24 protein-coding genes, 1 tRNA gene and 2 rRNA genes are annotated in these 26,688 nt (G+C 42.5%); 24 read left to right on the top strand and 3 right to left on the bottom strand.

The genetic code is table 11. The features are described from left to right. Positions 1-10: 10 nt before the first annotated feature. Entirely contained in the window at positions 11-892 is an 882-nt protein-coding gene (locus QNN06_RS21325) for a VanW family protein (protein ID WP_213120612.1), read from the bottom strand. Positions 893-1,063: 171 nt separating this feature from the next. Between QNN06_RS21325 and QNN06_RS21320 the strand changes: the two genes are divergently transcribed. The 16 genes from QNN06_RS21320 to mug all read left to right on the top strand — a co-directional run bounded on the left by QNN06_RS21320 (position 1,064) and on the right by mug (position 15,108). Then, positions 1,064-1,600, top strand: a complete 537-nt coding sequence (locus QNN06_RS21320) for a helix-turn-helix domain-containing protein (RefSeq protein WP_284035916.1) — start codon at positions 1,064-1,066, stop codon at positions 1,598-1,600. Between the two features lie 134 nt (positions 1,601-1,734). Next, a complete protein-coding gene (locus tag QNN06_RS21315; RefSeq protein ID WP_213120614.1) occupies positions 1,735-1,929 on the top strand; it encodes a hypothetical protein in 195 nt (64 codons plus the stop codon). A gap of 358 nt (positions 1,930-2,287) precedes the next feature. Further along, positions 2,288-3,040 (top strand): SDR family NAD(P)-dependent oxidoreductase, encoded by a 753-nt coding sequence (locus tag QNN06_RS21310; RefSeq protein WP_284035915.1) that lies wholly within the window; start codon positions 2,288-2,290, stop codon positions 3,038-3,040. Positions 3,041-3,118: 78 nt separating this feature from the next. Then, positions 3,119-4,732, top strand: a complete 1,614-nt coding sequence (locus tag QNN06_RS21305) for a long-chain-fatty-acid--CoA ligase (RefSeq protein WP_213120616.1) — start codon at positions 3,119-3,121, stop codon at positions 4,730-4,732. Between the two features lie 109 nt (positions 4,733-4,841). After that, positions 4,842-5,411: a TetR/AcrR family transcriptional regulator gene (locus QNN06_RS21300; protein ID WP_213120617.1), complete on the top strand. Its 570-nt coding sequence runs from the start codon at positions 4,842-4,844 to the stop codon at positions 5,409-5,411. A 184-nt stretch (positions 5,412-5,595) separates the two neighbouring features. Next, the gene (locus tag QNN06_RS21295; protein ID WP_213120618.1) at positions 5,596-5,997 is read left to right on the top strand and encodes an acyl-CoA thioesterase; all 402 of its coding nucleotides are present in this window, start codon (positions 5,596-5,598) and stop codon (positions 5,995-5,997) included. 55 nt (positions 5,998-6,052) lie between these two features. Continuing rightward, positions 6,053-7,129 carry a phosphotransferase family protein gene (locus tag QNN06_RS21290; RefSeq protein ID WP_213120619.1) on the top strand — a complete coding sequence of 359 codons (1,077 nt, stop codon included), beginning with the start codon at positions 6,053-6,055 and terminating at the stop codon, positions 7,127-7,129. Between the two features lie 17 nt (positions 7,130-7,146). Beyond that, on the top strand, positions 7,147-7,887 hold the full coding sequence (locus QNN06_RS21285; protein WP_284035914.1) for a 2-phosphosulfolactate phosphatase: 741 nt from the start codon (positions 7,147-7,149) through the stop codon (positions 7,885-7,887). A 28-nt stretch (positions 7,888-7,915) separates the two neighbouring features. Further along, positions 7,916-8,686, top strand: coding sequence for an SDR family NAD(P)-dependent oxidoreductase (locus QNN06_RS21280; RefSeq protein WP_213120621.1), 771 nt, complete (start codon positions 7,916-7,918; stop codon positions 8,684-8,686). Positions 8,687-8,728: 42 nt separating this feature from the next. Beyond that, positions 8,729-9,511 (top strand): enoyl-CoA hydratase/isomerase family protein, encoded by a 783-nt coding sequence (locus tag QNN06_RS21275; protein ID WP_213120622.1) that lies wholly within the window; start codon positions 8,729-8,731, stop codon positions 9,509-9,511. A gap of 174 nt (positions 9,512-9,685) precedes the next feature. Next, positions 9,686-10,381 (top strand): response regulator transcription factor, encoded by a 696-nt coding sequence (locus QNN06_RS21270; RefSeq protein WP_213120623.1) that lies wholly within the window; start codon positions 9,686-9,688, stop codon positions 10,379-10,381. Then, on the top strand, positions 10,359-11,783 hold the full coding sequence (locus tag QNN06_RS21265) for an ATP-binding protein (protein WP_284035913.1): 1,425 nt from the start codon (positions 10,359-10,361) through the stop codon (positions 11,781-11,783). Before QNN06_RS21270 ends, QNN06_RS21265 begins: the two co-directional genes overlap by 23 nt. A gap of 140 nt (positions 11,784-11,923) precedes the next feature. After that, positions 11,924-13,222: a S1C family serine protease gene (locus QNN06_RS21260; protein WP_213120625.1), complete on the top strand. Its 1,299-nt coding sequence runs from the start codon at positions 11,924-11,926 to the stop codon at positions 13,220-13,222. Between the two features lie 45 nt (positions 13,223-13,267). Continuing rightward, positions 13,268-13,681 carry a hypothetical protein gene (locus QNN06_RS21255; RefSeq protein ID WP_213120626.1) on the top strand — a complete coding sequence of 138 codons (414 nt, stop codon included), beginning with the start codon at positions 13,268-13,270 and terminating at the stop codon, positions 13,679-13,681. A 247-nt stretch (positions 13,682-13,928) separates the two neighbouring features. Then, positions 13,929-14,516, top strand: coding sequence for a YitT family protein (locus QNN06_RS21245; RefSeq protein WP_213120627.1), 588 nt, complete (start codon positions 13,929-13,931; stop codon positions 14,514-14,516). Positions 14,517-14,601: 85 nt separating this feature from the next. Further along, positions 14,602-15,108 carry a G/U mismatch-specific DNA glycosylase gene (gene mug, locus QNN06_RS21240; RefSeq protein WP_213120628.1) on the top strand — a complete coding sequence of 169 codons (507 nt, stop codon included), beginning with the start codon at positions 14,602-14,604 and terminating at the stop codon, positions 15,106-15,108. 31 nt (positions 15,109-15,139) lie between these two features. Here mug and QNN06_RS21235 read toward each other — a convergent pair whose 3' ends face one another. Then, entirely contained in the window at positions 15,140-16,987 is a 1,848-nt protein-coding gene (locus QNN06_RS21235; protein ID WP_249366913.1) for a terpene cyclase/mutase family protein, read from the bottom strand. 100 nt (positions 16,988-17,087) lie between these two features. On the opposite strand from QNN06_RS21235, the gene QNN06_RS21230 reads away from it, so the two are divergent. From QNN06_RS21230 to QNN06_RS21210, 5 genes are all read left to right on the top strand, one after another. Next, entirely contained in the window at positions 17,088-18,206 is a 1,119-nt protein-coding gene (locus tag QNN06_RS21230) for a DUF2515 domain-containing protein (RefSeq protein WP_284035912.1), read from the top strand. Continuing rightward, on the top strand, positions 18,139-18,585 hold the full coding sequence (locus tag QNN06_RS21225) for a CBO0543 family protein (RefSeq protein WP_249366915.1): 447 nt from the start codon (positions 18,139-18,141) through the stop codon (positions 18,583-18,585). The genes QNN06_RS21230 and QNN06_RS21225 overlap by 68 nt, the downstream gene beginning before the upstream one ends. A 200-nt stretch (positions 18,586-18,785) precedes the next feature. Then, the gene (locus tag QNN06_RS21220; RefSeq protein WP_213120631.1) at positions 18,786-19,226 is read left to right on the top strand and encodes a peptidylprolyl isomerase; all 441 of its coding nucleotides are present in this window, start codon (positions 18,786-18,788) and stop codon (positions 19,224-19,226) included. 103 nt (positions 19,227-19,329) lie between these two features. After that, the gene (locus tag QNN06_RS21215) at positions 19,330-20,115 is read left to right on the top strand and encodes a divergent polysaccharide deacetylase family protein (protein WP_213120632.1); all 786 of its coding nucleotides are present in this window, start codon (positions 19,330-19,332) and stop codon (positions 20,113-20,115) included. 127 nt (positions 20,116-20,242) lie between these two features. Continuing rightward, positions 20,243-21,001, top strand: coding sequence for an exodeoxyribonuclease III (locus QNN06_RS21210; protein ID WP_213120633.1), 759 nt, complete (start codon positions 20,243-20,245; stop codon positions 20,999-21,001). Between the two features lie 60 nt (positions 21,002-21,061). Here QNN06_RS21210 and QNN06_RS21205 read toward each other — a convergent pair whose 3' ends face one another. Next, positions 21,062-21,199, bottom strand: coding sequence for a hypothetical protein (locus tag QNN06_RS21205; protein ID WP_213120634.1), 138 nt, complete (start codon positions 21,197-21,199; stop codon positions 21,062-21,064). A gap of 374 nt (positions 21,200-21,573) precedes the next feature. Here QNN06_RS21205 and QNN06_RS21200 point away from each other — a divergent pair. The 3 genes from QNN06_RS21200 (at position 21,574) to QNN06_RS21190 (ending at position 26,677) form a co-directional block, all read left to right on the top strand. Then, a 16S ribosomal RNA gene (locus tag QNN06_RS21200) occupies positions 21,574-23,123 on the top strand. Between the two features lie 195 nt (positions 23,124-23,318). Then, positions 23,319-26,254 (top strand): 23S ribosomal RNA (locus tag QNN06_RS21195). The 16S and 23S rRNA genes sit together here with 1 tRNA gene alongside, the layout of an rRNA operon. 339 nt (positions 26,255-26,593) lie before the next feature. Further along, positions 26,594-26,677 (top strand) — tRNA-Leu (locus QNN06_RS21190). Positions 26,678-26,688: the final 11 nt, after the last annotated feature.

Below are 26,688 nucleotides of genomic sequence, written 5' to 3'. Positions count from 1 at the left end.
CAGCCTCTTTTTAATAGCGGGGATTTGGAATTTTTCTTGGTATGTAATTACTTGTTTCGGAAGTGAAAACCTTTATAATCAGCAAACCGCCGAGTGTTCTTGCTCGGATTAAAACTGGCTGGCTGTATTTATTTTTAAAAACAAAATCAGGTCCATACCAACTGACCGTAGCATCTCTGCCGGGTGGAATATATGGAACAGTACGGCTGTGGGAAAATCGCTCAACAATCTCAAGTCCAGCGTTATCGACGGCATTAAAAAGGGTCGAGGATACTTGGCAAATTCCGCCTCCTATATCTTCTGAATATTCGCCTCTTACAATTACCTTTGCTGTTAAGTAGCCCTTGGCTTTTGTCCGTTTTCCGACCACCTTGTTAAACGAAAACGTCTCACCTGGAAAGACAACATAATTATTAATAGCTTGGGCAGCTAATTTAATATTTGTGGATCGGTTTTTATTAGACGAATTAAATGAAGTCACATAACGGCCAATTCTTACTGTACTGATCTCATTTAGAAGTTCACTGTCTACCTTTGGATATACGGTGAACATCGGAATTTCTATGCTGTTCGGGTTATTGTTATAAAAATAAGAATAAAACCGCTCCGTAAAGGCTTGGCGATGGATTTGAAAGCCTACCTTTTCTGGTATGATATTTCCATTATGGTCAAAGCTTGCATTTTCAGGCTGGTCGGAAACTTTTTTATCCAGTTGGTCTAAAAATTGGTCATATTTTTTAGTATTAATGATTGGTAAATCTGTATAGGGTGAGAAAAAGTCCACTCGGCTAATCTTTGTTATGGAGCTGCCGTCCTTTGTAATTGTCAAATAATCAGGCTGAGAGACCGGTTGAACAGCCAGCCAAAAGCCGAGAACCCACGATAATCCCATATTACAAAACCTCCTCATTATAATATGGGTTGAAATTTTATCTTTCATGTAGCTAAAAAAGAATTCTTTAAAGGCATTTAATAAAAATGAGGAATAAGGGTTTACAAAATTAATAAAATATAATATATTATCATTATTGATAATGATAATAAAATTTAGGAGTAATTATTTATGAAGGATTCCAAAGTTGATGTTATATTACACCCGGTCAGAATGAGAATCATTCAACAATTAATTAACCAAGAACTGACGGCGCAGCAATTAAAAGAATTGCTACCAGACATTCCGCAAGCATCTCTTTATCGAAATATCAAAAAATTGGCGGATGCCGAAGTGATTCAAGTTGTTGCAGAAGTGCCGATCCGCGGGACGGTTGAGAAGGTTTATTCCATTCATCAAACAGGAATGGCAGTTAGTCCAGAAGAAATGAATAACATGTCTAAAGACGAACATATGGGCTTCTTTATCAAATTTTTGGCCAATTTGATGGGGGAATTTGAGCGCTATTTAAACCAGGAAAACATTGATTTAATTGCTGATGGAGTAAGCTTTCGGCAGGGGACTTTTTATTTAAATGACGAAGAATTCAGGGAATTTATCAAGCAACTTACAGTTGTATACGCGAACATATCCCAAAATAAGCCTGAGAAAGGAAGAAGAAGTAGGAATATAGCGAATATTTTCATACCTGGGGAGAAAATGGAGTAATGGGGACTAGGTCACTAGTCTCTTTTTTTTAGAAAAAATGAAAAAATTGTAGAAATATGCTATATTAGCATTAGATAACAAAAGAATAGGAGAATGCTAGCAAACTGCTAACATCAGAAACGGGAGTGTCTGTTTTGGAGCAAAATGACAGAATTCAATTGAATGTAAGAATTTCGAAGGACACCGCGGCGAAACTTGATGAGATTGTCGAGTATTACCAGCAAGGATTAAAGCTTGGTAGAATCTATAAGGGTGATGTTCTGACAGATATTATTGAAAAATCGTATGAAGTGATGAACAAACAGAAAAAAATGCAAAAAAGATTTTAATAAGGAGGGGCTGTCAAATGGGACAGCCTCTTTCCAGCTAATAAGAAAGTATAAACTTTCTGTCGAAAGCTTTATACTTTCTTAACGCATAAGTGCAACTACGCCTCTGTCTTCGCCCTTAGGGGCTCGCCAATCGGCGAGTTTTCTTTATTTTCAGTGCGAAAATTGTAAAAATTTATTAGAATATTTAGAAAAGAATTTGAATTATTACTTCACCAATAGTATAATTATAGTTATTACATACCAACCGGTTAGTATAAGAATCGCAAACAATTTTTATGCGGGCATCTAAGATGATAATGTAAGCGTGTTCAAACTAACTATATCTAAATTTGTGAAAAGTGAGGTTTGATAGTTTATGAGATTTTCAGGTAAAACAGCCATTGTAACCGGCGGAGGAAGCGGGATTGGGCGCGCAGCGGCCATCCGATTTGCACAGGAAGGGGCAGCGGTAGCAGTAGCGGACGTTGATTCCCTTGGTGGTGAGGAAACGGTCAGTATTTTAGAAAACGCAGGAGGAAAAGCGATCTTTGTAAAAACAGACGTTGCAGACTCCAACCAAATAAAAGAATTGATCAGTACAACAACGAACACCTTCGGCTCTTTAAATATCATGTTCAACAACGCTGGAATTGGCAATTCCGAGGTGAGAAGCACGGATTTATCAGAAGATGAATGGGACAAAGTCGTTGATATTAATTTAAAAGGGGTTTTCCTTGGCATTAAGTACGCGGTTCCTGAGCTAATAAAAGCAGGCGGAGGGGCAATTGTTAACACGGCAAGCCTATTGGGATTAAAAGGGCAAAAGTACATGTCGGCCTATAATGCATCTAAAGGCGGAGTGGTGATTTTGACGAAAAACGCCGCACTTGAATATGGAAAAAAGAATATCCGTGTAAATGCGATTGCACCTGGTGTCATTGATACGAAAATCATTGAAAACTGGAGACAAAGCGAGTGGAAATGGCCGATCATCTCAAAGGCAAATGCCCTTGGCCGGATTGGCAGTCCTGAAGAGGTAGCAAATGCCGTTTTATTTTTGGCATCAGATGAAGCCTCTTTTATAACAGGTGCAACACTTTCAGTTGATGGCGGGGGTCTGACGTTCTAATTGGAAACGAGGAATTTCTGCAGCTAGACAAGAACGAAAAAGAACTGTGATCTATAAATATCATTCGGAGGTATATCGATGAGTTATCAGAAAGCATGGCTAGCAAATTATCCTGAATCTATTGCAAAGACGATTGAAATTCCTAATAAACCGTTAGGTCAGATTTTAAAAGAAACTACGGAAAAGTTTCCGGAAAATAATGCTTTATCATTCTATGGAAGAAAAATAAGCTATAAAGAGCTATCATCCCTTGCGTTTGCGTTTACTTCGGCCATCCAGCAAAACCAAGTCCAAAAAGGCGATCGGGTTGCCATCATGCTGCCAAACTGTCCGCAATATGTGATTGCCTATTATGGAATCCTAAACGCCGGCGGCATTGTCACACAAGTCAACCCGATGTCTGTTGAAAGAGAACTCATTCATATATTAAACGATTCCGGTGCGGAAACGATGGTCGTTCTTGACTCCCTCTACCCACGGGTGAAAAGTGTGCAGGCACAAACTCCATTGAAAAATATTATTGTTATCAGCCTGCAGCCTGCAGGACAGGATTTTGCTCCGGACCGCAGCTTTGAAAGCTTCCTAAAGGAGGGCAATGGAAATGTGGTTCCGGTGGAATTTGAACCTGAACACGATGTTGCTGTTCTTCAGTATACTGGCGGAACAACAGGCCGTTCCAAAGGTGCAATGCTAACACACCGCAATATTTTGGCTAACGTCATTCAATGTCAGGAATTTTTCAAACATGAAATGGAATTTGGCAAAGAGAAGTGCTTAACGGTAATCCCTCTTTTTCATGTGTTTGGGATGACTTCATGTATGAATCTTTCTATCTATACAGGCGCTGAGTCCATTATGCTTCCGCGTTTTGACCTTGAAGAGGTGTTGAATACAATCAAAACAGAACAACCAACGACCTTCCCTGGAGTTCCAACCATGTACGTTGCTCTAACTAACCATCCGAAGGCAGAAGAGTACGGCTTAAATTGTATTCGGACATGTAATAGCGGAAGCGCGCCAATGCCTGTTGAATTGCTTCGTGAGTTTGAAGGTAAAACAGGAGCGCAAATTTTGGAAGGCTACGGATTATCGGAAGCATCACCGACAACACACTGCAACCCGCCATTTGCTGCGAGAAAAACGGGCAGCGTTGGTATTGGAGTACCTTCAACAGAATATAAAATTGTCGACCTATCAACAGGAACGGAAGAAGTTCCGACTGGCGAACTAGGAGAAGTGATTATTAAAGGGCCACAGGTTATGAAAGGGTACTGGAACATGCCGGAGGAAACGGCAAATACCTTAAAGGATGGATGGCTGTATACAGGCGATATTGCCAAAGTGGACGAAGATGGCTATTTATATATTGTCGATCGAAAAAAAGACATGATCATCGCAGGAGGATTCAATATTTATCCTCGTGATATTGAAGAGGTTCTGTATGAGCATCCTTCTGTCCAAGAGGCTGTTGTCATCGGGGTGCCAGACCCTTACAGAGGAGAAACAGTAAAGGCGTATGTCGTCTTAAAAGCTGGAAAAACGGCAACAGAGGATGAGATTATTCAATATTGCAGAGAAAATCTTGCAGCCTATAAGGCGCCGCGCAATGTGGAATTCCGTGAACAGCTGCCCAAAACTGGAGTCGGGAAAATCCTCCGCCGCAGATTGAGAGAAGAAGCTTTAAAACAGTAGGTCACACTTATGAAAATTTTTAAAAAGTTCACGCAATCAATATTATAGAAGAGATAAAGTTTATGGTATAATCTCGAATAGATATTTACATGATTGTGAGGATATTAAGGTGAAGGAAAAAATAACGGAAAAAAGCATCCGCTTATTTGAAGAAAAAGGATTTAGTGAAACGTCCATTCAAGACATCGTCGATACACTTGGGGTGACAAAAGGGACCTTTTACTATTATTTTTCTAGTAAAGAAGAACTACTTATGGATATCCATCTTGGATATATTAGCGAAATATTAAGCCGTCAAGAGCAAATCTTAGGGGATGAGTCAAAAAGCTTTAAGCAAAAATTATTTGACATTATCTTAATGTTAATTTCCGATATTAAGATTCGCGGCCGTGCAGCAAAAATCTTTTTTAGAGAAATGAAAAATTTAAGTCCGGAACATGCTGCATTAATTGTGCCGAAGCGGGATCAATTCCGTTTAAATACCGAAGAGCTGATTCAAGCCGGAATGAAAAATGGCGAATTTCGGCCTGATTTAAATGCATCCATTGTTTCTTTTGCGATTCTTGGGATCGTCAACTGGAGTTATCAATGGTTTAACCCAAAGGGAGCTTATACGGACCAAGAGGTAAGCGAGATATTTGTCGATATGATTTTAAAGGGAATTCAATTACGCGGATAGAAATAAAAAGAGGGATATTAATGCCGATTATATTCCTCTTTTTAAGGCAAGAACATACCAACCGGTTAGTATTGGTGGAAAACTCCAAAATTAATAGGTATAAATCAAAAGAATGGTGCATTTCATTTATTTGGAAAGCTTGTTTTTCAAAACGAATGTGGAGATGGAGGTATAAAAGAAGAATATGCACGAAATACAGATAACTGTTCGTTTCGGCGAAACAGATGCATTAGGCCATATCAATAATACAAGTTATTTCATTTACCTTGAAGAAGCAAGGATTCGCTTTTTTGAAGCAATTGGGTACCAAGTTGATGCACGGGATTGGAATTTTATCCTTGCTTCTACGAAATGTGATTTTATAAGCCAAGGGTATTTCAATCAACAATTAATAATTAAAACGAGCGTCTCCAAAATTGGTTCAAAAAGCTTTCACCTGGACCATGAAATCATTTGTTCGCAAACAAAGAAACTGATTGCCCAAGGGAATGCGGTGATGGTCTGCTTTGATTTTGAAAAACAACAAAGTGAGCCACTGCCGGAAGTTTTATTAGATAAACTGAAAAGTCATCTGGTGTATTCATAGGGTTAAACGCAATAATAAAAGTCTGAATTTTTTGAATTGAAAGGAGGATGAAAACATGCCTTATCAAATGAATAAGGATACGATTCCTGTTCGTATAGGAGAGGAGTTAAATCTAGCTATTTTAGAATCGTTTTTGCGTGAGAATATTAAGTCGTTGCCGAGTGCCCCGCTAGAAATTTTACAGTTTTCTGCAGGTGCCTCGAATTTAACCTATCAAATAAGGATGGGAGATTGGGAGGCAGTGTTAAGACGTCCTCCTCTTGGTCAGGTGGCACCAAAAGCACATGATATGGAACGGGAATTTAAGATTCTGACAGAATTAAATCCCATCTTCCCAGCCGCACCTAAGCCATTTCTGTTCTCCGATAATCATGAGATTGTCGGCAGCTCATTTTTTATCATGGAGCGAAAGCATGGTTATGTCTTGGACACTTCATTTCCTGCTGGAGTAAATGTAACACCTGAGCTTTGTCAACAGATTTCTGAACTAATGGTTGAAAACCTGGCGAAACTGCATGCTCTTCCTTACAAGGAAACAGGACTTATGCAAATAAGCAAGCCTGAGGGCTTTATGGAGCGGCAGGTTCACGGCTGGATTGGCCGTTATGAACGGGCCAAAACGGATGAAGTTGCCGAGGTGGAATCCCTTAAGAAGTGGCTTGTGAGCAATATTCCTAAACATTCAGAGGCTGCCGTGATTCATTATGATTACAAGCTGAATAATGCGATGTTAAATGATGATTTTACCGAGATGGTCGGTTTGTTTGATTGGGAAATGACTACCGTAGGTGACCCCCTTGCTGATTTGGGGGCTGCGATGAGTTACTGGAGTCTCCCTGAGGACACGCAAAACATGAAAAAAGGGATGGGCAGAGATCCGGTTACCGCTGTCCACGAAGGTTTTTTCACAAGGAAGGAATTTATTGAGTGTTATGCCAGAAAAAGCGGCAGGGATGTCTCTAACTTGCATTTCTATTTGACGTTTGCTTATTTCAAACTCGCTGTCATCTGCCAGCAAATCTATTATCGTTATAAGAAAGGTCAAACGAGCGATACAAGATTTGCAACCCTAAACAATTATGTTAAGGGATTAATCCAGCATGCGACATTTACAGCCAATGAAAAGCTTTAGCAGGGGGATGGAATGAAATGGCCAAAATTCACCTTCTTGTGAAGAAGGAAGATGTTAGTGAGGAGAAAATTTTAGAAGGAAATAAAGTGGCAGTTGTTTTAGACATTCTTTTAGCCACGACAACCATTGTATCAGCTTTAAAGGATGGAGCAAAGGAAGTTATACCGGTTCTAAACAGCTCAGAAGCTAGTGATTTAGCTGAAAATTTCATGCCCGGTACCTGTCTTCTTGCTGGTGAACTGGACGCGAAACCAATTGAAGGCTTTTTATATCCTAGTCCAACCTTAATCAGGGAGAATGTCAGAGGCAAGACGCTCATTTTATCTACCACAAATGGTACAGTTGCTTTAAGAAAGGCTGCTTCCGCCAAGATGGTTTATGTAGCATCGATTTTAAATAATCCTGCGGTTGCCGAATCGTTGGCGAATGTTGGGGAAGAGCAGACCATTCTTATCATATGTTCCGGAAATTCCGGAGAGCTCAGCTTAGAAGACTTTTATGGTTCAGGGCATCTAATTGATTGTTTGGCAAGAGCAGGCCAACATGAGCTAACTGATGCAGCAAAGGCTGCCATGTATTTTTACCGCGGCCAGGAACATGCTGGATATGAAATATTCGTAAACTCCTATGTTGGCAAACTACTAGAAAAATATGATCAACATCCAGATTTGAAACTCGCGGTTTCTAAAGGGATTACATCGATAGTACCAATTTTGAAAAATGGAAAAGTAATAATCGAGACAGCTTGCACTGTCTAAAACTTAAGGAGATCAGGGGGGATAATGGATGAGGTTTTTAGATACCGTTGCGTTAGTGACCGGGGCCGGTAGCGGAATAGGAAAAGCCGCTGCCATTAAGCTTGCAAGTGAAGGGGCAAAGGTCATTTTGGTGGGCAGGACAAAAAGAAAATTGGAAGAAACGGCTGAAGAAATAAATCGCCAAAGTAAAATTCCAAGGGCTGAAATTTTTCCGGCAGATTGTACGGATGCCGAAGATGTCGAGGAGCTGGCAGAATATGTCCAGCAGCATTATGGTGATCTCCACATTCTTGTTAATAATGCAGGAGGGTCACGACACAACAGAATATTAGACATGTCAGAAGCAGATTGGGACTATGTTCAAAATGTGAATTTAAAGAGCGTATTCCTTGTCTCTAAAGCTATGGGGAAAATCATGATTGAGGGCGCACAGCGTTCCGAGCACAATCGTGCGATTGTCAATATTGCCTCTTTATCGGGACACCAGGCTGGGGCGGAAATTCCTCACTATAGTGCAGCTAAAGCGGCAGTGATTAATTTTACAAGATCATTGGCGTTGGATTTTTCTAAATACGGAATCCGCGTGAACTCCGTTTCGCCAGGGTTTGTCGAGACCCCGTTGACCGAACGTGGCTTGCAAAACGAACGTTTTGTCCGTGCCATTGAAAAAAATACGGCAATGGCGAGAGTGGGAACTCCTGAGGAAATTGCAAGTGTCATAACGTTTGCAGCATCCAGCGATGCCTCCTATATGACCGGTTCTGATTTACTAGTGGATGGCGGCTGGCTGATTAAATAATTTTATAAACCTTAAAATTTTTAAATGGAAAGGGAGATTATAATGGCGCAAGAACATTTATTAGTAGAAAAATTAGGACCTGTTTTATCACTGACCTTGAACCGCCCGGAAAGCCTCAATGCCTTTAGCCCGGAAATGATTTTAGGATTGAAGGAAGCTCTCAGAAACGCGCAAAATGATGACGATATCCAAGCAATTGTCCTATCTGGATCCGGCCGTTCCTTCTGTGCCGGCGGTGACGTGAAAGGGATGGGACAGGGAAGGTCAGGCGTTCAAGTTTATGAACATATTGGCAAACTGAATGAACTTATTTTATTAATGAAGGATGTTGAAAAGCCGATAATTGCCGCGGTTCACGGCTTTGCAGCGGGTGCAGGCTTTAATTTGGCTCTAGCCTGTGATCTAATAGTCGCAGCCGAGGACAGTAAATATGCCCTCAGCTTTTCCCAGGTCGGGCTGATTTCTGATGGAGGCGGTTCTTATTTCCTTCCTAGATTGGTTGGTCCGCATTTAGCAAAGCAATTCTTCTTTACAGCAGAGCCAATTCCGGCCGAACGGCTTTATCAATTAGGCGTCATCAATTATCTTGTTCCTGCTGAGAAGCTTCAAGAAGAAACAACTAAATTAGCTTTAAAATTAGCGAATGGTCCAGGATTGTCATATGGAAAACAGAAGAAACTGGTTGATAAAGCGTTTAATTCATCGCTGGAAGAGATTCTTGAGCTAGAGCGTTTAACCCAAATGATTATGGTTGAATCAGAGGACCATAAAGAAGGAACTACAGCATTTAAAGAAAAGAGAAAACCGGTATTTAAAGGGAAATAAGAGTTTATTAAGGAGGCCCTCTGAGTCACTCAAGGCCTCTTTTTCTATGAAAATATTAACAGAATATGAACAATGTATTAATTAAAAGGGAAGAATAACACTGAAGGTTTGCTATGTTTGCAAATTTGTTTACACTAATAGTATCAAGTTTCTAACTCTGGGAGTTGAGCATTAGTGAAAATATTAGTGATCGAGGATAATAAAAGTGTTTGTTCAATGATTGAAATGTTTTTTGCAAAAGAGGGAATTGAAGGAGTATTTGTCAATGATGGATTAGAGGGATACAACCAATTCAAGAATGGCACATGGGATGCTTTGATTGTTGATTGGATGCTGCCCGGCATGGATGGGGTCACCATATGCCGAAAGATCAGAGAAGAAAAAAATACTGTCCCCATCATTATGCTAACAGCAAAGGACAGCGAGTCAGACCAGGTTCTTGGCCTTGAAATGGGAGCGGATGACTATGTAACTAAGCCGTTCAGCCCGCTGACCCTGATGGCCCGGATTAAGGCAGTAACCCGGCGTGTTCAGGTTCAGGCACCAAAAGATAACGAAGGGGTATTGGAAACAGACCATTTTAAAATCAACAAAACAACTAGAGAAGTAATGGTTGACGGGACTCCGATAACCAATTTGACCCCCAAGGAGTTTGATTTGCTTTTCTATATGGCGGAGCATCCTCGCCAGGTTTTTTCACGGGAGCAGCTGCTTGAAAGGGTCTGGGGGTATCAGTTTTATGGAGATGAACGAACCGTTGATGTGCATATCAAAAGGTTGCGGAAAAAGGTGGAAACTTCGGAGCAGCCATTCTTCCATACTGTTTGGGGAGTAGGGTATAAGTTCGATGACGCGCTTAAAACAGACTAAGTTCCGTTACTTTTATCAACAGTTTAGCAGCCATATCAGCATTATTATTGTAGCGTTTTTACTATTAAGTTTATTATTTGCCCATTATCTTGAAAACCTTGTTTATAGGAACAAGGCGGATGAACTAATTTCCTATGGCAAAGCTATTTTGTCGGATATTAAAGAAAATCCGTATGCAACCGAAATTGTGCTTAATAAATATAGTTCTGTTTTACCCGCCCGGAAAATAAGTTTTAGTTTATTTGATCGGGATGGCAAATTGTATTTAGTTTCTAATCGAGGGCCAGAAATTAAATACCTGCCCCGGGAGGATTGGGAAAGCCTAAAAAAGGGTAAGACGATTATTGTTCAAAGCGATTATAAAAGATTTGACCAGGATGGCGTAACATTTGTCGTTTTACCCTATTTGGAAAACGGGAAATTCTACGGGGGAATCCTGCTCACTTCACCAATTAGCGGTTCCCTCGAAATGATTCAGGAAATTAATAAAATTTTATTGTATACTATTTTGATTGCCTTTGGCGTATCCTTTCTTCAAAGCTGGTACTTATCAAGAATTCATGTAAAAAGGATTCGAAGGCTCCGGGAGGCAACTTCCCAAGTGTCTAAAGGTGACTACAATGTCCATGTTCAATCCTCGAATTATGATGAAATCGGGGAATTAGCAAATGATTTTAATCACATGGTTGATAAAATCAATACCTCTATGGCCGAGATTGAAAGCTTGGAAAACCGCCGGCGTCAATTTATGGCGGATGTTTCTCATGAGATGAGGACACCGCTGACGACCATCAGCGGTGTGATTGAAGGGCTAAAAAACAATATGATTTCTGAAGAGGATAAAGAGAGAGGCATAAACCTAGTCAGTCAAGAGGCAAAAAGGCTGATCCGTCTCGTCAATGAAAATCTCGATTTTGAAAAAATCCGTTCCAACCAGATACAGTTAATGAAGGAAGAAATTGAGCTTTTGGAAGTTCTTGAGATAATACAGGAGCAATTAAGTCTTCAGGCGGAAGAAAAAAACAATCAAATCATTGTCGAGTCGGCACCGGAAGTTTACGTAAAAGCCGATTACGACCGGCTTATTCAAATCTTAATTAATATAACAAAAAATAGTATTCAATTTACAAGAGAGGGAACCATCTGGCTTCGCGGAAGGGAAGAGCCTGACAGCGTTGTTATAGAGGTGGAGGATACCGGAATTGGGATTGATCCTGCTGAAGTGGAAAAAATCTGGCGCCGCTTCTACAAAGCTGATATTTCCAGAACCAGCAACCCTTATGGGGAATTTGGGCTTGGCCTTTCCATTGTAAAACAGTTGGTCCTTCTCCATAATGGTGAAATAAACGTTGCAAGTGAAAAAGGGAAAGGGACAAAATTTATTATTCGTTTTCCAAAATAAACGTCGCGGGAAAATTGCTCCCGCGGCTTTTTTCATAATAATTTCTAAAAGCCGTTAAAGTTTGTTAATAATTTCTTAAAATTTGTCAGGTATAGTAAAGACAAGATAAGAAGTTAACATACTTAAAGGAGAAGATTAAGATGGAATTCAGAGATCCGAATGAAATCAATCAAACTCAAAACGATTCGAATGAAGTGACAAGAATCCAGCCTGAAACGGAGCAAATGAGGACCGCTCCTCCTGTTAAAAGTAAACCAAAAAAAGGTTTTGTAAAAGGATTTGTTTCGACAGTAGCGGCAGGAGTGGTCGGATCTGCATTGACATTAGCAGTCCTGCCGCATACTGATTACTTCCAGAACTATTATCCTGCAGCGGCAAATCAGGACACCAGCAGTTCACAGGCAGCCAAAAGTACGACTTCAACGGTTAGACCGGTGTCAACAAAGTCCACTTCAGATTCTGCTTCTATTGCTGATACAGTGGAGCAGGTCTCAAAGGCGATTGTCGGAATTGTCAATTACCAGCAGCAAAATGATCCGTTTTTCCGTAGTTCAAATTCATCCCAAAGTGTAGAATCTGGATCGGGCTCAGGGGTTCTTTTTCAAAAAAAAGGTGATTTTGCCTACATTGTTACCAATAACCATGTAGTAGAGGGTGCTTCGAAGCTGGAGGTTTCTTTATACAATGGTGAAAAAACGACAGCAGAGGTTGTCGGCACAGATGCCTTGACTGACCTTGCAGTTTTAAAAATAGACGCTAAAAATGTTACGACTACAGTTCAATTTGGCGACTCATCAACCCTCCGTCCCGGCGACCAGGTTTATGCAATCGGAAATCCATTGGGGCTAGAGCTTTCCAGGACTGTAACCCAGGGAATTGTCAGTGCCACGAATAGAAGTATTCCAGTTTCGACATCAGCGGGTGACTGGGAAACCAATGTCATCCAGACAGATGCAGCGATTAATCCTGGGAACAGCGGAGGTGCGCTAATCAATTCTCAGGGGTTGGTCGTTGGCATTAATAGCATGAAAATTTCCGAAAATGGTGTGGAAGGTCTGGGATTTGCCATCCCAAGCAATGATGTTATTCCAATCGTTAATCAACTTATTCAAAATGGAAAAATCGTACGTCCCTATTTAGGGGTTGGACTGGCAGACTTAGATCAAGTTTCGCAAATGTATTGGCAAAGTCTTCCTGAGAATATCACCAAAGGGGTTTTGGTCATGAATATTGATCCAAATTCAGCCGCAGGCAAGGCAGGTTTCCAGCCAAAGGATGTGATTGTTTCCATGAACGGTACAGCAATTGCTAATTCATCTGATTTAAGAAAATATCTTTACTCTAAGGTTAAAGTTGGCGATGAGATTAAATTTGAAATATATCGTGATGGAAAACAGAAAACGTTAACTGCCAAGTTGACGAATAATAATAGCGAATAGATTTAGAAAAAATAAAACCAATAACTTCAAATATGAGGTGATATGGTGAACCGAATTGGAAAATATGCAACAGGCGATTTTGTGGATGATATTGAGCTGCTGAATTTGGTTTTTGAACTCCCTGAGAAGGATAAAATGCTGATGTGGTCTGAAGGCTATATTGACCTTGTGATTGAAAAATTACCTGTATATGCCCGCGACATTTTGGAGAAAAGGATTGAAAAGTGGGAGGATACAAAAGCTTATTTTGAAATTCAGCTTAATGAAATTAAACAAGACCAAGAGTTTTTAGCAAAATTAAAGGGCGAACGGAAGGAGTTCGCTCTTTTTGTCATGAAACGGTATCCAGAGTTTCAATCACTGCTGTTTTTGATATATGATGGAAACCTTAAAGAAAGGGATTTAAGGAAGTTTGTTTATCGGCGAAGATTTAATTCTGGTAAAAAGTATCTCCATTAAAAAGCTTTCTATTGTTGCAGCTGTCAACATAACATGTATGATCAGCCGTTTGTTTAAAGATATAAGGCAGGCCCATTGTTTTTATCAGCCATCCGCGGAAGAATGTGAAAGTGTATATTCAACGTTTTAAATGTAAGAGCCATTATGAACGTCGGCTCTTGTTTTTTTACATACGGAATCCCTATGAATGAAGTCCGTTTTTATAACATATAAGTGGTAATAAAGAACTTGGACAAGGGATGACGAGATGCTGAAAAAATGGGCCATAATTGGCTTTGGAACGTCGATGATTGGAATTGGCATTAACGGGTTTATCCTCCCCTTTCATTTAATCAATGGCGGATTTTTTGGAGTTAGTCTGTTGGCCAATTATCTTTGGGACCTAAACCCGGGAATCATATTTATTCTTTTGAATATCCCGGTTTACTTGTTTGCGATTAAGTATGAACCAAACTTTTTTATTGATGGATTAATTGGTGCTATTGTTTCAGGGGTAATGATTCAATTTTGGCTGCCGCTCGGCGGCGTATTTCATATGCCTATCTTAAGCAGTATCATTCTTGGGGCCATTATAATCGGGATCGGTGTAGGCGTAATGCTAAGAAATCATATAAGTCCCGGCGGAATCGACCTGCTTGCTCTGATTATTTCCAAATGGTCAAAGGTGAATGTGGGGTTGATTGCCTTAACCATCGATGGAATGATTATTATTTCAGGCCTGCTGTTATTAAAGGATCCAAAATTCTTGTATTCTTTGGTCATAGTCACGATTATCGGGTTGTTGATTAGCATCATTACCTCGATTCGCAAGATTGATATATCCAAAATTAAATAATTTGTATAAGATGAAGTTTGTCTGAAAGGAAACTGAAAAGGCTATGATAAAATAATAATTTGGTTTTTAAGAAAGGGCTATGATTATGAAACCAGTCAAAGATCGAATAAAGGAAAATTTAGCTGTTTTATTCGTCGGTTTTAATCCCGGGGTCCGCTCAAGTGAAACGGGCCATCATTTTGCAGGGCCCAGCAACCGTTTTTGGAAAATCCTTCATGAAGCAGGCTTGACACAAAGAAAATTGGACCCATCGGAAGGTGATTTATTGCTTGAATTAGGAATGGGTATTACAAATATAGTGGCAAGGCCGACAAAAGCTGCCGCTGAAATTACGAAGGAAGAATTCAAAGAAGGCAGGGAAATTTTAAAACAAAAGATTGAAAGACTGAAGCCTCAAATTGTTTGTTATGTTGGAAAAGGCGTATATCTGGAATACAGCGGCCTGAAAACAGCACCATGGGGGATACAGGAGGAGGCCATTGTGCCGGGGACGGTAGACTTTGTTGCCCCGAACACAAGCGGATTGGTCAGAATGAAGCTCGATGAGATGGTGGAGATTTATCGGGAGCTTGTCAGGCTAGTCGTAAAATAAAACGACGGCTCTATGAGTCCGTCGAATCTAATCATTGGTATTTTTTTTGATAGTGCCTTAGGGCGATAAGCGGAAAGATGTACCGGTAGCTGTGGTAATGGATATAGAAGGCTCCGCCCATTCCCTGTCCTTTTGGATATTCTGTTGTCCAGTCGTCTTTATCTAACGATTCTAATAGATAAGCCATCCCTTTTTGGATGACGGCAGTTGGTTTAGGGGCAAGCGTAATTAAGGCATCAAGTGCCCATGCGGTATGTGTAAGGGTACTGGATTTGAGTGGAATGTAAGTCTTTTGGTAATCGCTGTGACAGGACTCTCCCCACCCGCCATCCGGATTCTGAATGGTTTTTAACCAGTCTGCTGCTTTTTGAATACGTTGGTCCCTTTCTGGTACGTCAACTGCCAGTAATCCGGTGATAGCTGCCCAGGTTCCGTACGTATAGCAAATTCCCCAGCGGCCATACCAGGAGCCGTCTCGCCTTTGGTCTTTCCAAAGCCAGTTGATGCCTTTTTTTATGACAGTGTGATTTTTAGGCAGATTTGTATAATTACCAAAGAACTCTAATGTTCTTCCAGTTAGATCGGCACATGTCGGGTCCTTTAACAAAAACTCGCCTTTTTCTAACGGCAATAATTTTAACAAATTTGAATCGGTTTTTCTCTCAAAGGCTGGCCAGCCGCCGTCGTCATTTTGCATCGACAAGGTCCAGCTGATTCCCCTCTCCCAAGTTGCTTTTTCAGAGGAGGCAATTCTTGAAAGTGATCTAAGGGAGGCAGTAGTGTCATCCACATCCGGCAGGATTGTATTTATATTTGAAAAGCCCCATCCTCCAGGCAAGCTGTTGGGATTATGAATCACCCAATCGCCAAATTTATGCTGCTGCCTGCTTAACAGGTAACGGTTTGCTTCTGCAACCATGGAGTCTTCCGATGATATTCCTGCAGACTGCAAGGCAAAGCCGATTAAGGATGTATTCCAAACAGTGGCGGTGGTATATTGCATATGTGGGAACCCGTTTATTTCACATTTCATGGACTTTAGTCCCTCGATTGCTTTTGTAATAATTGGGTCCGTTTTTTTGTAGCCCAGCGAGAGAAGGGCGAAAATCATTAAAAATGTACTGCTGTAGTAACTTAAAAATGTTCCGTCCGGTTCAATCCTGTCCAGCATGTATTTTTTTGCTCGTTCAAGTGCTAATTTTTTGAGCTCTTCGGGGATACCAATTAAATTCTCCACTCCCTCTTCGATCAAGGATAACAACGAGCGCCATTCATCCGAGCGAATCCATTGTTCGTCTCCCTCCCGGTGGATGTGCAGGTCGGATAAGTCGGGGGCATTTTTAGCTTTTATCGATAACTTCTTGGAGGCAAGAATCATTATCGGTGTCAAATTAGCACGCCCAAACACAGAAAAGGAATAGAAATTTATCGGGAAGTTAGTCGGCAAAAGAATAACTTCAATCGGCAGTGGTGAAAACGAAGGCCACCTGTATTGGCCAGTTAGAGCTAGCATAATTTTGGTATAAGTACTAACTTCTTTTAGACCGCCATGTGCCAAAATGAATTTTTTAGCTTCCCGCAAATTCTTGTCTTCTTTTGAATAATAACCGGAAAATAGGAGGGCGTAGTACGCATCTAGCGTAGCCGAAACATTTCCTTCTCCTTCATCATAAAAAAGCTTCCAAGCCCCGTTTTTTTCCTGCTTGCTTAAAATTCGTCTGCAAAGACCTTGGATTAATTCTTCATCATGTATCTCCAATGTGCGTAATAAAATGATGGTATAAGCATCCGTTGAAATTCCTGTATCAAAAGGATAATCCCAGGAGCCATCAGGAGATTGGTCTTTTCTAAGCCTGTCAATAATCCAATCGATACCCATTTGTATATCCACCAGCATGGTCACCCCTTTCTCAAGTAAAACTCCTTAGGCTATACATATTCCTATTGTGCAAGGACCATTCACATTGGGGGGATTTGCCATGTTCTTTTGGAGAAATCGTGACAAACCACCGCTTGAAAGCATCCGGGACGAATTAAAGAAAAAAAGCAAAGGGGCTCCAGCGGTCAAGCTTCCATTAACAGGGAGAGAACGAAATCTTTTAGAAAATATAAAGAACGAAACAGCGAAACATAACCTTAATAATGTGACAAGGACAAAAGCATATCTTGATTTCTATATCCGGTACCCGGATATACAATGGGCGTTTTTGGGTCATACTGTATCGCGGAACGGCGGGTACAACATGACCGACTTAAAAGGGGAATTTTTAACAAGGCTGCTTTCTAAAAAGGAAAGAAAATCATTTTTTTCTTTTTTAGAGAGGGGTAATTGGCTGATTTTTCAGGATGTTTATCCCCAATTTCTGCTTTATGAGGAAAGCCTAAGGCGCGGCAAACCATTGTTTTATATGCTCTCTTATTTAAAAGTTTCAACCTTCATGGAAACGATTTGGAATCATTTCTGGAAAAATCATGACCGCTATATTCATTGTATTGCGATGGTTATTAACGAACAAAGCTATTTGGAAAAAAGGGTGGTCCAAAATCCGGTTTATCAGAAGGAGGTGTTAAATAAGTTTGAATTTATCCTTCAGGACGTACTTTCCTTCAACCATATACTTTTTCCATATGGGGATGGGGGACTGAAGGGCCAGACGCTTCATCAATTTGAATCCCTGCATGAACGGATTTTACTTGGGAAAAAGTTATATTCCGTTCTTTTTAAAAATAAAGATTTTCATAAACAAGCTTTGGAATGGGCAAAATTGCATCCGCATACTGGCTCGCGAAAGGATTATTGGCCGCATCTTTTTAATAATGTGAATGAGGGGACACCCGGCATAGCTTATCCGCTTCGCCTGAAATCTTGCAGGCTTAGGAAGGGAGCGAGAAGATTTTACAGCCCGAATCTTGAAAATGCTTGGAAAAATGTTAGCCAGCCGGAAGCGGAGCTTGGGGATTGGTTTGATGACTGGCGTGTAGCGGATTATTTAGTGGACGATATGGAAATGATGGACGGGGAGATAAGGGATGAATACTGTAAAACACTTGAACGGCTCGAAATCGCTGCTCTTGCCAAAAAGACGATTAACTTTTAAGCATGTGTTGGCTGGCGGTGTGCTCGGCTCATTAATAGGGACTTATTTGGATCTTTATTTTGTAGGGAAGGGAATGTATGAGTTTACGTTTCGCCCGCTAGCGGCCGTTTTTTCCATAAATATCGGGTTTACGCTGGTGGTGCTTCCGATATTGATGGCCGTTTTTTTATATGTGATTGCTGGGTTGAATAAATGGGGTAGGATGGGTGTAATTCTGTTTGTCAGCTTATTGATGCCTATTCTAGAAAAATTAGCTGAGGTTCTTGGCTTGTTTAAGCATACGGTGGAGTGGAAGCATATTTACACTTTTTTTTGGTATCTGTTATTTTTATCAGTGGTAACGGCATTTTTTCAATGGCTGGAAAAAGAAGAAAAATAAAAAAGCCGAGACAAAGTCTCGGCTGCCCCTTCCGTCCGTACAGTGGTTAAGTGTCCCGCAACAAGCGAAATGATCGGAAGGGGTGAGATTATTTTAACACACTCCTGTAAGAAATATAAATGGGCAAATGTGCCAATACTTTCTTTTCTTTGATGAAAAGTGTATGATTAAGATGATTTTTTACATAAGGAGTGTTATATATGGCTAAAAAAGGATACATATTGATGGAAAATGGCGCGAAAATCGAGTTTGATTTATTTCAAAACGAAGCGCCGGGGACAGTTGAAAACTTTGAGAAACTTGCGAACTCAGGTTTTTACAATGGGGTTATTTTTCACCGAGTAATTCCGGGCTTCGTATCTCAAGGGGGGGACCCTACAGGAACAGGAATGGGTGGTCCCGGCTACACTATAAAGTGTGAAACAGAAGGTAATCCACATAAGCATGTACCAGGTTCACTTTCCATGGCTCATGCGGGAAGAGACACTGGCGGCAGCCAATTCTTTATTGTTCATGAATCACAGCCGCACTTAAATGGCGTCCATACTGTTTTTGGGCAAGTAACTTCTGATCTTGAGGCTGTAAGATCAATGAGAAACGGTGACACCATGAAAGAAGTACGCGTTTTTGATGAAGAATAATTTTAACGGGAGAGCTGAATTTTCAGCTCTCTTTTTCATTAGGACTAATAACGTGTAACAAGGGGAAAATATCTTCAATAACTCACATACGGGGGTCTTTATATTGAAGAAATTCGTGATTTTCCTCCTTTTACTATTGGTTCTGCCTATTAATACAAAAGTGATCGCAAAGGAATCAGAGGCAAAACAGCTTAAAGCGGCCATTATTATTGATGACTTTGGGGGCTGCATCAAAGGGGCGAGTGACTTTTTGGAAGGAGATGTACCTATTACAGCTGCAGTCATGCCTTTTACAGATAACTCAAAAAAACACGCAGAATTAGCTCATAAAAATGGCTTTGAAGTCATGATTCATTTGCCGATGGAGCCGAAAAGAGGGAAACGATCGTGGCTTGGACCTAAACCCATTACCGCTGACCTATCCCCAAAGCAAGTAAGAGAACGTGTGTTAGAGGCTGTTAAGAGTGTTCCGTATGCTGTTGGGCTAAATAATCACATGGGTTCGTTGGCTGTGGAAAATGAAAAAATTGTCCGCGCGATTGTAGAGGTAGCCAAAGAAAAAAATCTATATATCGTTGACAGTGGCACTAGCAGCAAATCGAAATTTCCTGAGATTGCAGCCGAAATGGGTGTTCCTCTATTAAAAAATGATGTCTTTCTGGATGATATTACATCCTCCGCGCATGTCCGAAAACAGATGAACCTGCTGGTAAAAAAGACAGAGTTGAAAAGAAAGGCTATTGCGATCGGCCATGTTGGAGTGACTGGGAAAGTCTGCTCGAACGGAATTTTGCAGTCGATGGATGAGTTTAAAAAGAAGAATATCAAAATTGTTCCTGTATCACAGCTTTTTGACTATCAATTAATTGAAAAGAAATTTATCCCCTAAAAAAGGCAGCGATTCGTTGCCTTTTTCCATTTATTTTCTGAACAAAATTCTTTCCGTGTGTCTCCTAAAGCTGATACAATGACCTTTATTAAAAAGAATAAAAGTCATAAGGGAGTAGGATCAATAAATGAAACTAGTTTCTTGGAATGTGAACGGTCTTAGAGCTTGTGTGAAGAAAGGCTTTTTGGAATATTTTCAAGAAGTGGATGCGGATATTTTTTGTATTCAGGAAACGAAATTGCAAGAAGGGCAAATTAGTCTGGAGTTAGAAGGCTATCATCAATACTGGAACTATGCCGTTAAGAAAGGTTATTCAGGTACGGCTGTTTTTACAAAAGCTGAACCGTTATCAGTTAAATATGGAGTAGGACAGGAAGATGATGAAAATGAAGGCCGAATTCTTACAATAGAATTCCCTGATTTTTTCTTGGTCAATGTATATACACCAAATTCCCAGAGAGACTTAGCAAGGTTAGGGTACCGTTTGGATTGGGAGGAGCGGATTCTTCAGCATCTGCAAGAGCTGGATAAGATAAAACCAGTTATCTTTTGCGGCGATTTAAATGTTGCCCACATGGCAATTGATTTAAGGAATCCGAAATCAAATGTAGGAAATTCGGGATTTACAGACGAAGAACGCGCTAAAATGTCAACACTTCTGGAGGCGGGATTTGTCGACAGTTTCCGCCATTTCTATCCGGATAAAGAGGGAGCTTATACGTGGTGGTCATACATGAATAAAGTTAGGGAAAGAAATATCGGATGGCGGATCGACTACTTCATCGTCTCGCAAACTTTATGTGAGCGTATAAAAAATGCCGATATTCACGCCCATGTTATGGGAAGTGATCATTGCCCTGTGTTGCTGGAAATACAACAAGGTTAAGGACCCTAAAAAACACCCTTTGCCAGGAAGAGCTACTTCACTAGCAAAGGGTTTTGAATTTCAAATTTCATTAAGTGGTGTTCCGAGTTCGTCAAATTCTGGTGTCTTATCTGAATCGGTTGAATTGATTAATTGATCTTGAACGCTAGAATCGACGAATTCTTTATCATTTTCTTTTTTCAGTGGATTGGAATTCAAGTTAACAGCCCCTTCCTTGAGAAAAATTACTTAAGTATTTTTTCCTAAGCTGAAGAAAACTAAACGTTTTTAAAAATACTATTTGAAATGAACTTTTATCATAGTTAAAAATAACAGTTGACGAACATTAATTTGAGTAGTAATATAATCATTGTCGCTGATGCGAGATAGTTGGAAGAAAAGTTCTGTTTCATAAATTATCTTGATGTAGGTTGATAAATAGAAGACATTATGTTAATATAAAAAATGCCGCTAATCGATAGATTAGTAGATAGTTCTTTGAAAACTAAACAAACAAAAACGTCAACAAACAATAATATTCGTTTCATTTGAAACGAAGCCAACGTAACATTTTTGAGCTAATCGACTCAACTTTATTGGAGAGTTTGATCCTGGCTCAGGACGAACGCTGGCGGCGTGCCTAATACATGCAAGTCGAGCGAATCACAGGGAGCTTGCTCCCGGTGGTTAGCGGCGGACGGGTGAGTAACACGTGGGCAACCTGCCTGTAAGACTGGGATAACTTCGGGAAACCGGAGCTAATACCGGATAATTTCTTCCCTCGCATGAGGGAAGGTTGAAAGTCGGTTTCGGCTGACACTTACAGATGGGCCCGCGGCGCATTAGCTAGTTGGTGAGGTAACGGCTCACCAAGGCAACGATGCGTAGCCGACCTGAGAGGGTGATCGGCCACACTGGGACTGAGACACGGCCCAGACTCCTACGGGAGGCAGCAGTAGGGAATCTTCCACAATGGACGAAAGTCTGATGGAGCAACGCCGCGTGAGCGATGAAGGCCTTCGGGTCGTAAAGCTCTGTTGTCAGGGAAGAACAAGTATCGGAGTAACTGCCGGTACCTTGACGGTACCTGACCAGAAAGCCACGGCTAACTACGTGCCAGCAGCCGCGGTAATACGTAGGTGGCAAGCGTTGTCCGGAATTATTGGGCGTAAAGCGCGCGCAGGCGGTCCTTTAAGTCTGATGTGAAAGCCCACGGCTCAACCGTGGAGGGTCATTGGAAACTGGGGGACTTGAGTGCAGAAGAGGAAAGCGGAATTCCACGTGTAGCGGTGAAATGCGTAGAGATGTGGAGGAACACCAGTGGCGAAGGCGGCTTTCTGGTCTGTAACTGACGCTGAGGCGCGAAAGCGTGGGGAGCAAACAGGATTAGATACCCTGGTAGTCCACGCCGTAAACGATGAGTGCTAAGTGTTAGAGGGTTTCCGCCCTTTAGTGCTGCAGCTAACGCATTAAGCACTCCGCCTGGGGAGTACGGCCGCAAGGCTGAAACTCAAAGGAATTGACGGGGGCCCGCACAAGCGGTGGAGCATGTGGTTTAATTCGAAGCAACGCGAAGAACCTTACCAGGTCTTGACATCCTCTGACACTCCTAGAGATAGGAATTTCCCCTTCGGGGGACAGAGTGACAGGTGGTGCATGGTTGTCGTCAGCTCGTGTCGTGAGATGTTGGGTTAAGTCCCGCAACGAGCGCAACCCTTGATCTTAGTTGCCAGCATTCAGTTGGGCACTCTAAGGTGACTGCCGGTGACAAACCGGAGGAAGGTGGGGATGACGTCAAATCATCATGCCCCTTATGACCTGGGCTACACACGTGCTACAATGGATGGTACAAAGGGCAGCGAAGCCGCGAGGTGGAGCCAATCCCATAAAACCATTCTCAGTTCGGATTGCAGGCTGCAACTCGCCTGCATGAAGCCGGAATCGCTAGTAATCGCGGATCAGCATGCCGCGGTGAATACGTTCCCGGGCCTTGTACACACCGCCCGTCACACCACGAGAGTTTGTAACACCCGAAGTCGGTGGGGTAACCGTAAGGAGCCAGCCGCCTAAGGTGGGACAGATGATTGGGGTGAAGTCGTAACAAGGTAGCCGTATCGGAAGGTGCGGCTGGATCACCTCCTTTCTAAGGATAATGCAGTCCTTATGGACTGATAAGAAGTTGACTGTTTCTTGTTTGTTTAGTTTTGAGGGAATTATCCTTCAGAACTTTTTTTGTTCCTTGAAAACTAGATAATTGTATCGAAGAAGTAACCAAGTAAGAACCGAGTAATCGCCATTTTAGTTTTTCTCTCTTATTTTTAAGAGTAAAAACCTTTTAGGTTAAGTTAGAAAGGGCGCACGGTGAATGCCTTGGCACTAGGAGCCGATGAAGGACGGGACTAACACCGATATGCTTCGGGGAGCTGTAAGTAAGCGCCGATCCGGAGATTTCCGAATGGGGAAACCCACTGTTCGTAATGGAACAGTATCTTTACCTGAATACATAGGGTATTGAAGGCAGACCCGGGGAACTGAAACATCTAAGTACCCGGAGGAAGAGAAAGCAAACGCGATTCCCTGAGTAGCGGCGAGCGAAACGGGAACAGCCCAAACCGAAAGGCTTGCCTTTCGGGGTTGTAGGACACTCAACATGGAGTTACAAAGGAACGGGGTAGATGAAGCGGTCTGGAAAGGCCGGCCATAGAAGGTAAAAGCCCTGTAGTTGAAACTTCGTTCCCTCCCGAGTGGATCCTGAGTACGGCCGGACACGTGAAATCCGGTCGGAAGCAGGGAGGACCATCTCCCAAGGCTAAATACTCCCTAGTGACCGATAGTGAACCAGTACCGTGAGGGAAAGGTGAAAAGCACCCCGGAAGGGGAGTGAAAGAGATCCTGAAACCGTGTGCCTACAAGTAGTCAGAGCCCGTTCATGGGTGATGGCGTGCCTTTTGTAGAATGAACCGGCGAGTTACGATTGCATGCGAGGTTAAGTTGAAGAGACGGAGCCGCAGCGAAAGCGAGTCTGAATAGGGCGAAATAGTATGTAGTCGTAGACCCGAAACCAGGTGATCTACCCATGTCCAGGGTGAAGTCCAGGTAACACTGGATGGAGGCCCGAACCCACGCACGTTGAAAAGTGCGGGGATGAGGTGTGGGTAGCGGAGAAATTCCAATCGAACTTGGAGATAGCTGGTTCTCTCCGAAATAGCTTTAGGGCTAGCCTCACGTAGTTAGAGTCTTGGAGGTAGAGCACTGTTTGGACTAGGGGCCCTCATCGGGTTACCGAATTCAGACAAACTCCGAATGCCAATGACTTATCCGTGGGAGTCAGACTGCGAGTGATAAGATCCGTAGTCAAAAGGGAAACAGCCCAGACCACCAGCTAAGGTCCCAAAGTATACGTTAAGTGGAAAAGGATGTGGAGTTGCTTAGACAACCAGGATGTTGGCTTAGAAGCAGCCACCATTTAAAGAGTGCGTAATAGCTCACTGGTCGAGTGACTCTGCGCCGAAAATGTACCGGGGCTAAACGTATCACCGAAGCTGTGGGTGGACACCTTATGGTGTCCGCGGTAGGAGAGCGTTCTAAGGGCGTTGAAGCTAGACCGTAAGGACTGGTGGAGCGCTTAGAAGTGAGAATGCCGGTATGAGTAGCGAAAGATGAGTGAGAATCTCATCCACCGTATGCCTAAGGTTTCCTGAGGAAGGCTCGTCCGCTCAGGGTTAGTCGGGACCTAAGCCGAGGCCGAAAGGCGTAGGCGATGGACAACAGGTTGATATTCCTGTACCACCTCTTTATCGTTTGAGTGATGGGGGACGCAGGAGGATAGGGTAAGCGCACTGCTGGATATGTGCGTGTAAGCAGTTAGGCTGGTGAATAGGAAAATCCGTTCACCTTAAGGCTGAGCTGTGATGCCGAGGGAATTATAGTACCGAAGTTCCTGATTCCACACTGCCAAGAAAAGCCTCTAGCGAGATAAAAGGTGCCCGTACCGCAAACCGACACAGGTAGGCGAGGAGAGAATCCTAAGGTGAGCGAGAGAACTCTCGTTAAGGAACTCGGCAAAATGACCCCGTAACTTCGGGAGAAGGGGTGCTTTTTGGGGTGAATAGCCCCGAAGAGCCGCAGTGAATAGGCCCAGGCGACTGTTTAGCAAAAACACAGGTCTCTGCAAAGCCGCAAGGCGAAGTATAGGGGCTGACGCCTGCCCGGTGCTGGAAGGTTAAGAGGAGGGGTTAGCTGCTAAGCGAAGCTCTGAATCGAAGCCCCAGTAAACGGCGGCCGTAACTATAACGGTCCTAAGGTAGCGAAATTCCTTGTCGGGTAAGTTCCGACCCGCACGAAAGGCGTAACGATCTGGGCACTGTCTCAACGAGAGACTCGGTGAAATTATAGTACCTGTGAAGATGCAGGTTACCCGCGACAGGACGGAAAGACCCCATGGAGCTTTACTGTAGCCTGATATTGAATTTTGGTACAGCTTGTACAGGATAGGTAGGAGCCTGAGAGACATGAGCGCCAGCTTGTGTGGAGGCGTCGGTGGGATACTACCCTGGCTGTATTGAAATTCTAACCTGCACCCCTCATCGGGGTGGGAGACAGTGTCAGGTGGGCAGTTTGACTGGGGCGGTCGCCTCCTAAAATGTAACGGAGGCGCCCAAAGGTTCCCTCAGAATGGTTGGAAATCATTCGCAGAGTGTAAAGGCACAAGGGAGCTTGACTGCGAGACTTACAAGTCGAGCAGGGACGAAAGTCGGGCTTAGTGATCCGGTGGTTCCGCATGGAAGGGCCATCGCTCAACGGATAAAAGCTACCCTGGGGATAACAGGCTTATCTCCCCCAAGAGTCCACATCGACGGGGAGGTTTGGCACCTCGATGTCGGCTCATCGCATCCTGGGGCTGTAGTCGGTCCCAAGGGTTGGGCTGTTCGCCCATTAAAGCGGTACGCGAGCTGGGTTCAGAACGTCGTGAGACAGTTCGGTCCCTATCCGTCGTGGGCGCAGGAAATTTGAGAGGAGCTGTCCTTAGTACGAGAGGACCGGGATGGACGCACCGCTGGTGTACCAGTTGTCTTGCCAAAGGCATCGCTGGGTAGCTATGTGCGGACGGGATAAGTGCTGAAAGCATCTAAGCATGAAGCCCCCCTCGAGATGAGATTTCCCATAGCGTCAAGCTAGTAAGATCCCTGAAAGATGATCAGGTTGATAGGTCAGAGGTGGAAGCGCGGTGACGTGTGGAGCTGACTGATACTAATCGATCGAGGACTTAACCAAACAGAAAAGCGGAAGCGGCCGGTTAGCAACGTATGGCCTGGAGGGCTTTGACTGAGATAAGTGTAAACTCGCCGATTGGCAAGCCGTTAGGCGCAGACAGAGGTGTAGTTGAACTTATGCGTTCAGAATTTAGTAATAAATTCTGATTAGCTAAAGGAAACACGATGAGCTTTAGCGAATCGATGTTGACTTATCGTAGGGAAAAGACCGAAGGACACTAGTTGCTGGACGCTGGAGCTAGACAATCATCAATGTAAAATGGCAACTCGTTTTTACTAAACTTCTTCTGTATTATCTAGTTTTGAGGGAATGAAATCCCAATATGCAATATTATATATTGCGGGTGTGGCGGAATCGGCAGACGCGCTAGATTCAGGTTCTAGTGGTAGTAATACCGTATGGGTTCAAGTCCCTTCACCCGCATCAAAGAGATT

This window comes from Neobacillus sp. 114 (genome assembly GCF_030127045.1).
GTDB classification, from domain to species: Bacteria; Bacillota; Bacilli; order Bacillales; family Cytobacillaceae; genus Neobacillus; species Neobacillus rhizophilus.
Note: the sequence above shows the minus strand (reverse complement) of the source record. Positions and strands in the feature narration are given on the sequence as shown.

Coding starts and splice junctions, on each gene's coding strand:
- QNN06_RS21265 (WP_284035913.1), top strand. CDS start 10,359: ATGACGCGCTTAAAACAGACTAAGTTCCGTTACTTTTATCAACAGTTT.
- QNN06_RS21310 (WP_284035915.1), top strand. CDS start 2,288: ATGAGATTTTCAGGTAAAACAGCCATTGTAACCGGCGGAGGAAGCGGG.
- QNN06_RS21290 (WP_213120619.1), top strand. CDS start 6,053: ATGCCTTATCAAATGAATAAGGATACGATTCCTGTTCGTATAGGAGAG.
- QNN06_RS21230 (WP_284035912.1), top strand. CDS start 17,088: ATGTTCTTTTGGAGAAATCGTGACAAACCACCGCTTGAAAGCATCCGG.
- QNN06_RS21280 (WP_213120621.1), top strand. CDS start 7,916: ATGAGGTTTTTAGATACCGTTGCGTTAGTGACCGGGGCCGGTAGCGGA.
- QNN06_RS21305 (WP_213120616.1), top strand. CDS start 3,119: ATGAGTTATCAGAAAGCATGGCTAGCAAATTATCCTGAATCTATTGCA.
- QNN06_RS21260 (WP_213120625.1), top strand. CDS start 11,924: ATGGAATTCAGAGATCCGAATGAAATCAATCAAACTCAAAACGATTCG.
- QNN06_RS21295 (WP_213120618.1), top strand. CDS start 5,596: ATGCACGAAATACAGATAACTGTTCGTTTCGGCGAAACAGATGCATTA.
- QNN06_RS21235 (WP_249366913.1), bottom strand. CDS start 16,987: ATGGGTATCGATTGGATTATTGACAGGCTTAGAAAAGACCAATCTCCT.
- QNN06_RS21320 (WP_284035916.1), top strand. CDS start 1,064: ATGAAGGATTCCAAAGTTGATGTTATATTACACCCGGTCAGAATGAGA.
- mug (WP_213120628.1), top strand. CDS start 14,602: ATGAAACCAGTCAAAGATCGAATAAAGGAAAATTTAGCTGTTTTATTC.
- QNN06_RS21275 (WP_213120622.1), top strand. CDS start 8,729: ATGGCGCAAGAACATTTATTAGTAGAAAAATTAGGACCTGTTTTATCA.
- QNN06_RS21325 (WP_213120612.1), bottom strand. CDS start 892: ATGGGATTATCGTGGGTTCTCGGCTTTTGGCTGGCTGTTCAACCGGTC.
- QNN06_RS21210 (WP_213120633.1), top strand. CDS start 20,243: ATGAAACTAGTTTCTTGGAATGTGAACGGTCTTAGAGCTTGTGTGAAG.
- QNN06_RS21285 (WP_284035914.1), top strand. CDS start 7,147: ATGGCCAAAATTCACCTTCTTGTGAAGAAGGAAGATGTTAGTGAGGAG.
- QNN06_RS21245 (WP_213120627.1), top strand. CDS start 13,929: ATGCTGAAAAAATGGGCCATAATTGGCTTTGGAACGTCGATGATTGGA.
- QNN06_RS21220 (WP_213120631.1), top strand. CDS start 18,786: ATGGCTAAAAAAGGATACATATTGATGGAAAATGGCGCGAAAATCGAG.
- QNN06_RS21225 (WP_249366915.1), top strand. CDS start 18,139: ATGAATACTGTAAAACACTTGAACGGCTCGAAATCGCTGCTCTTGCCA.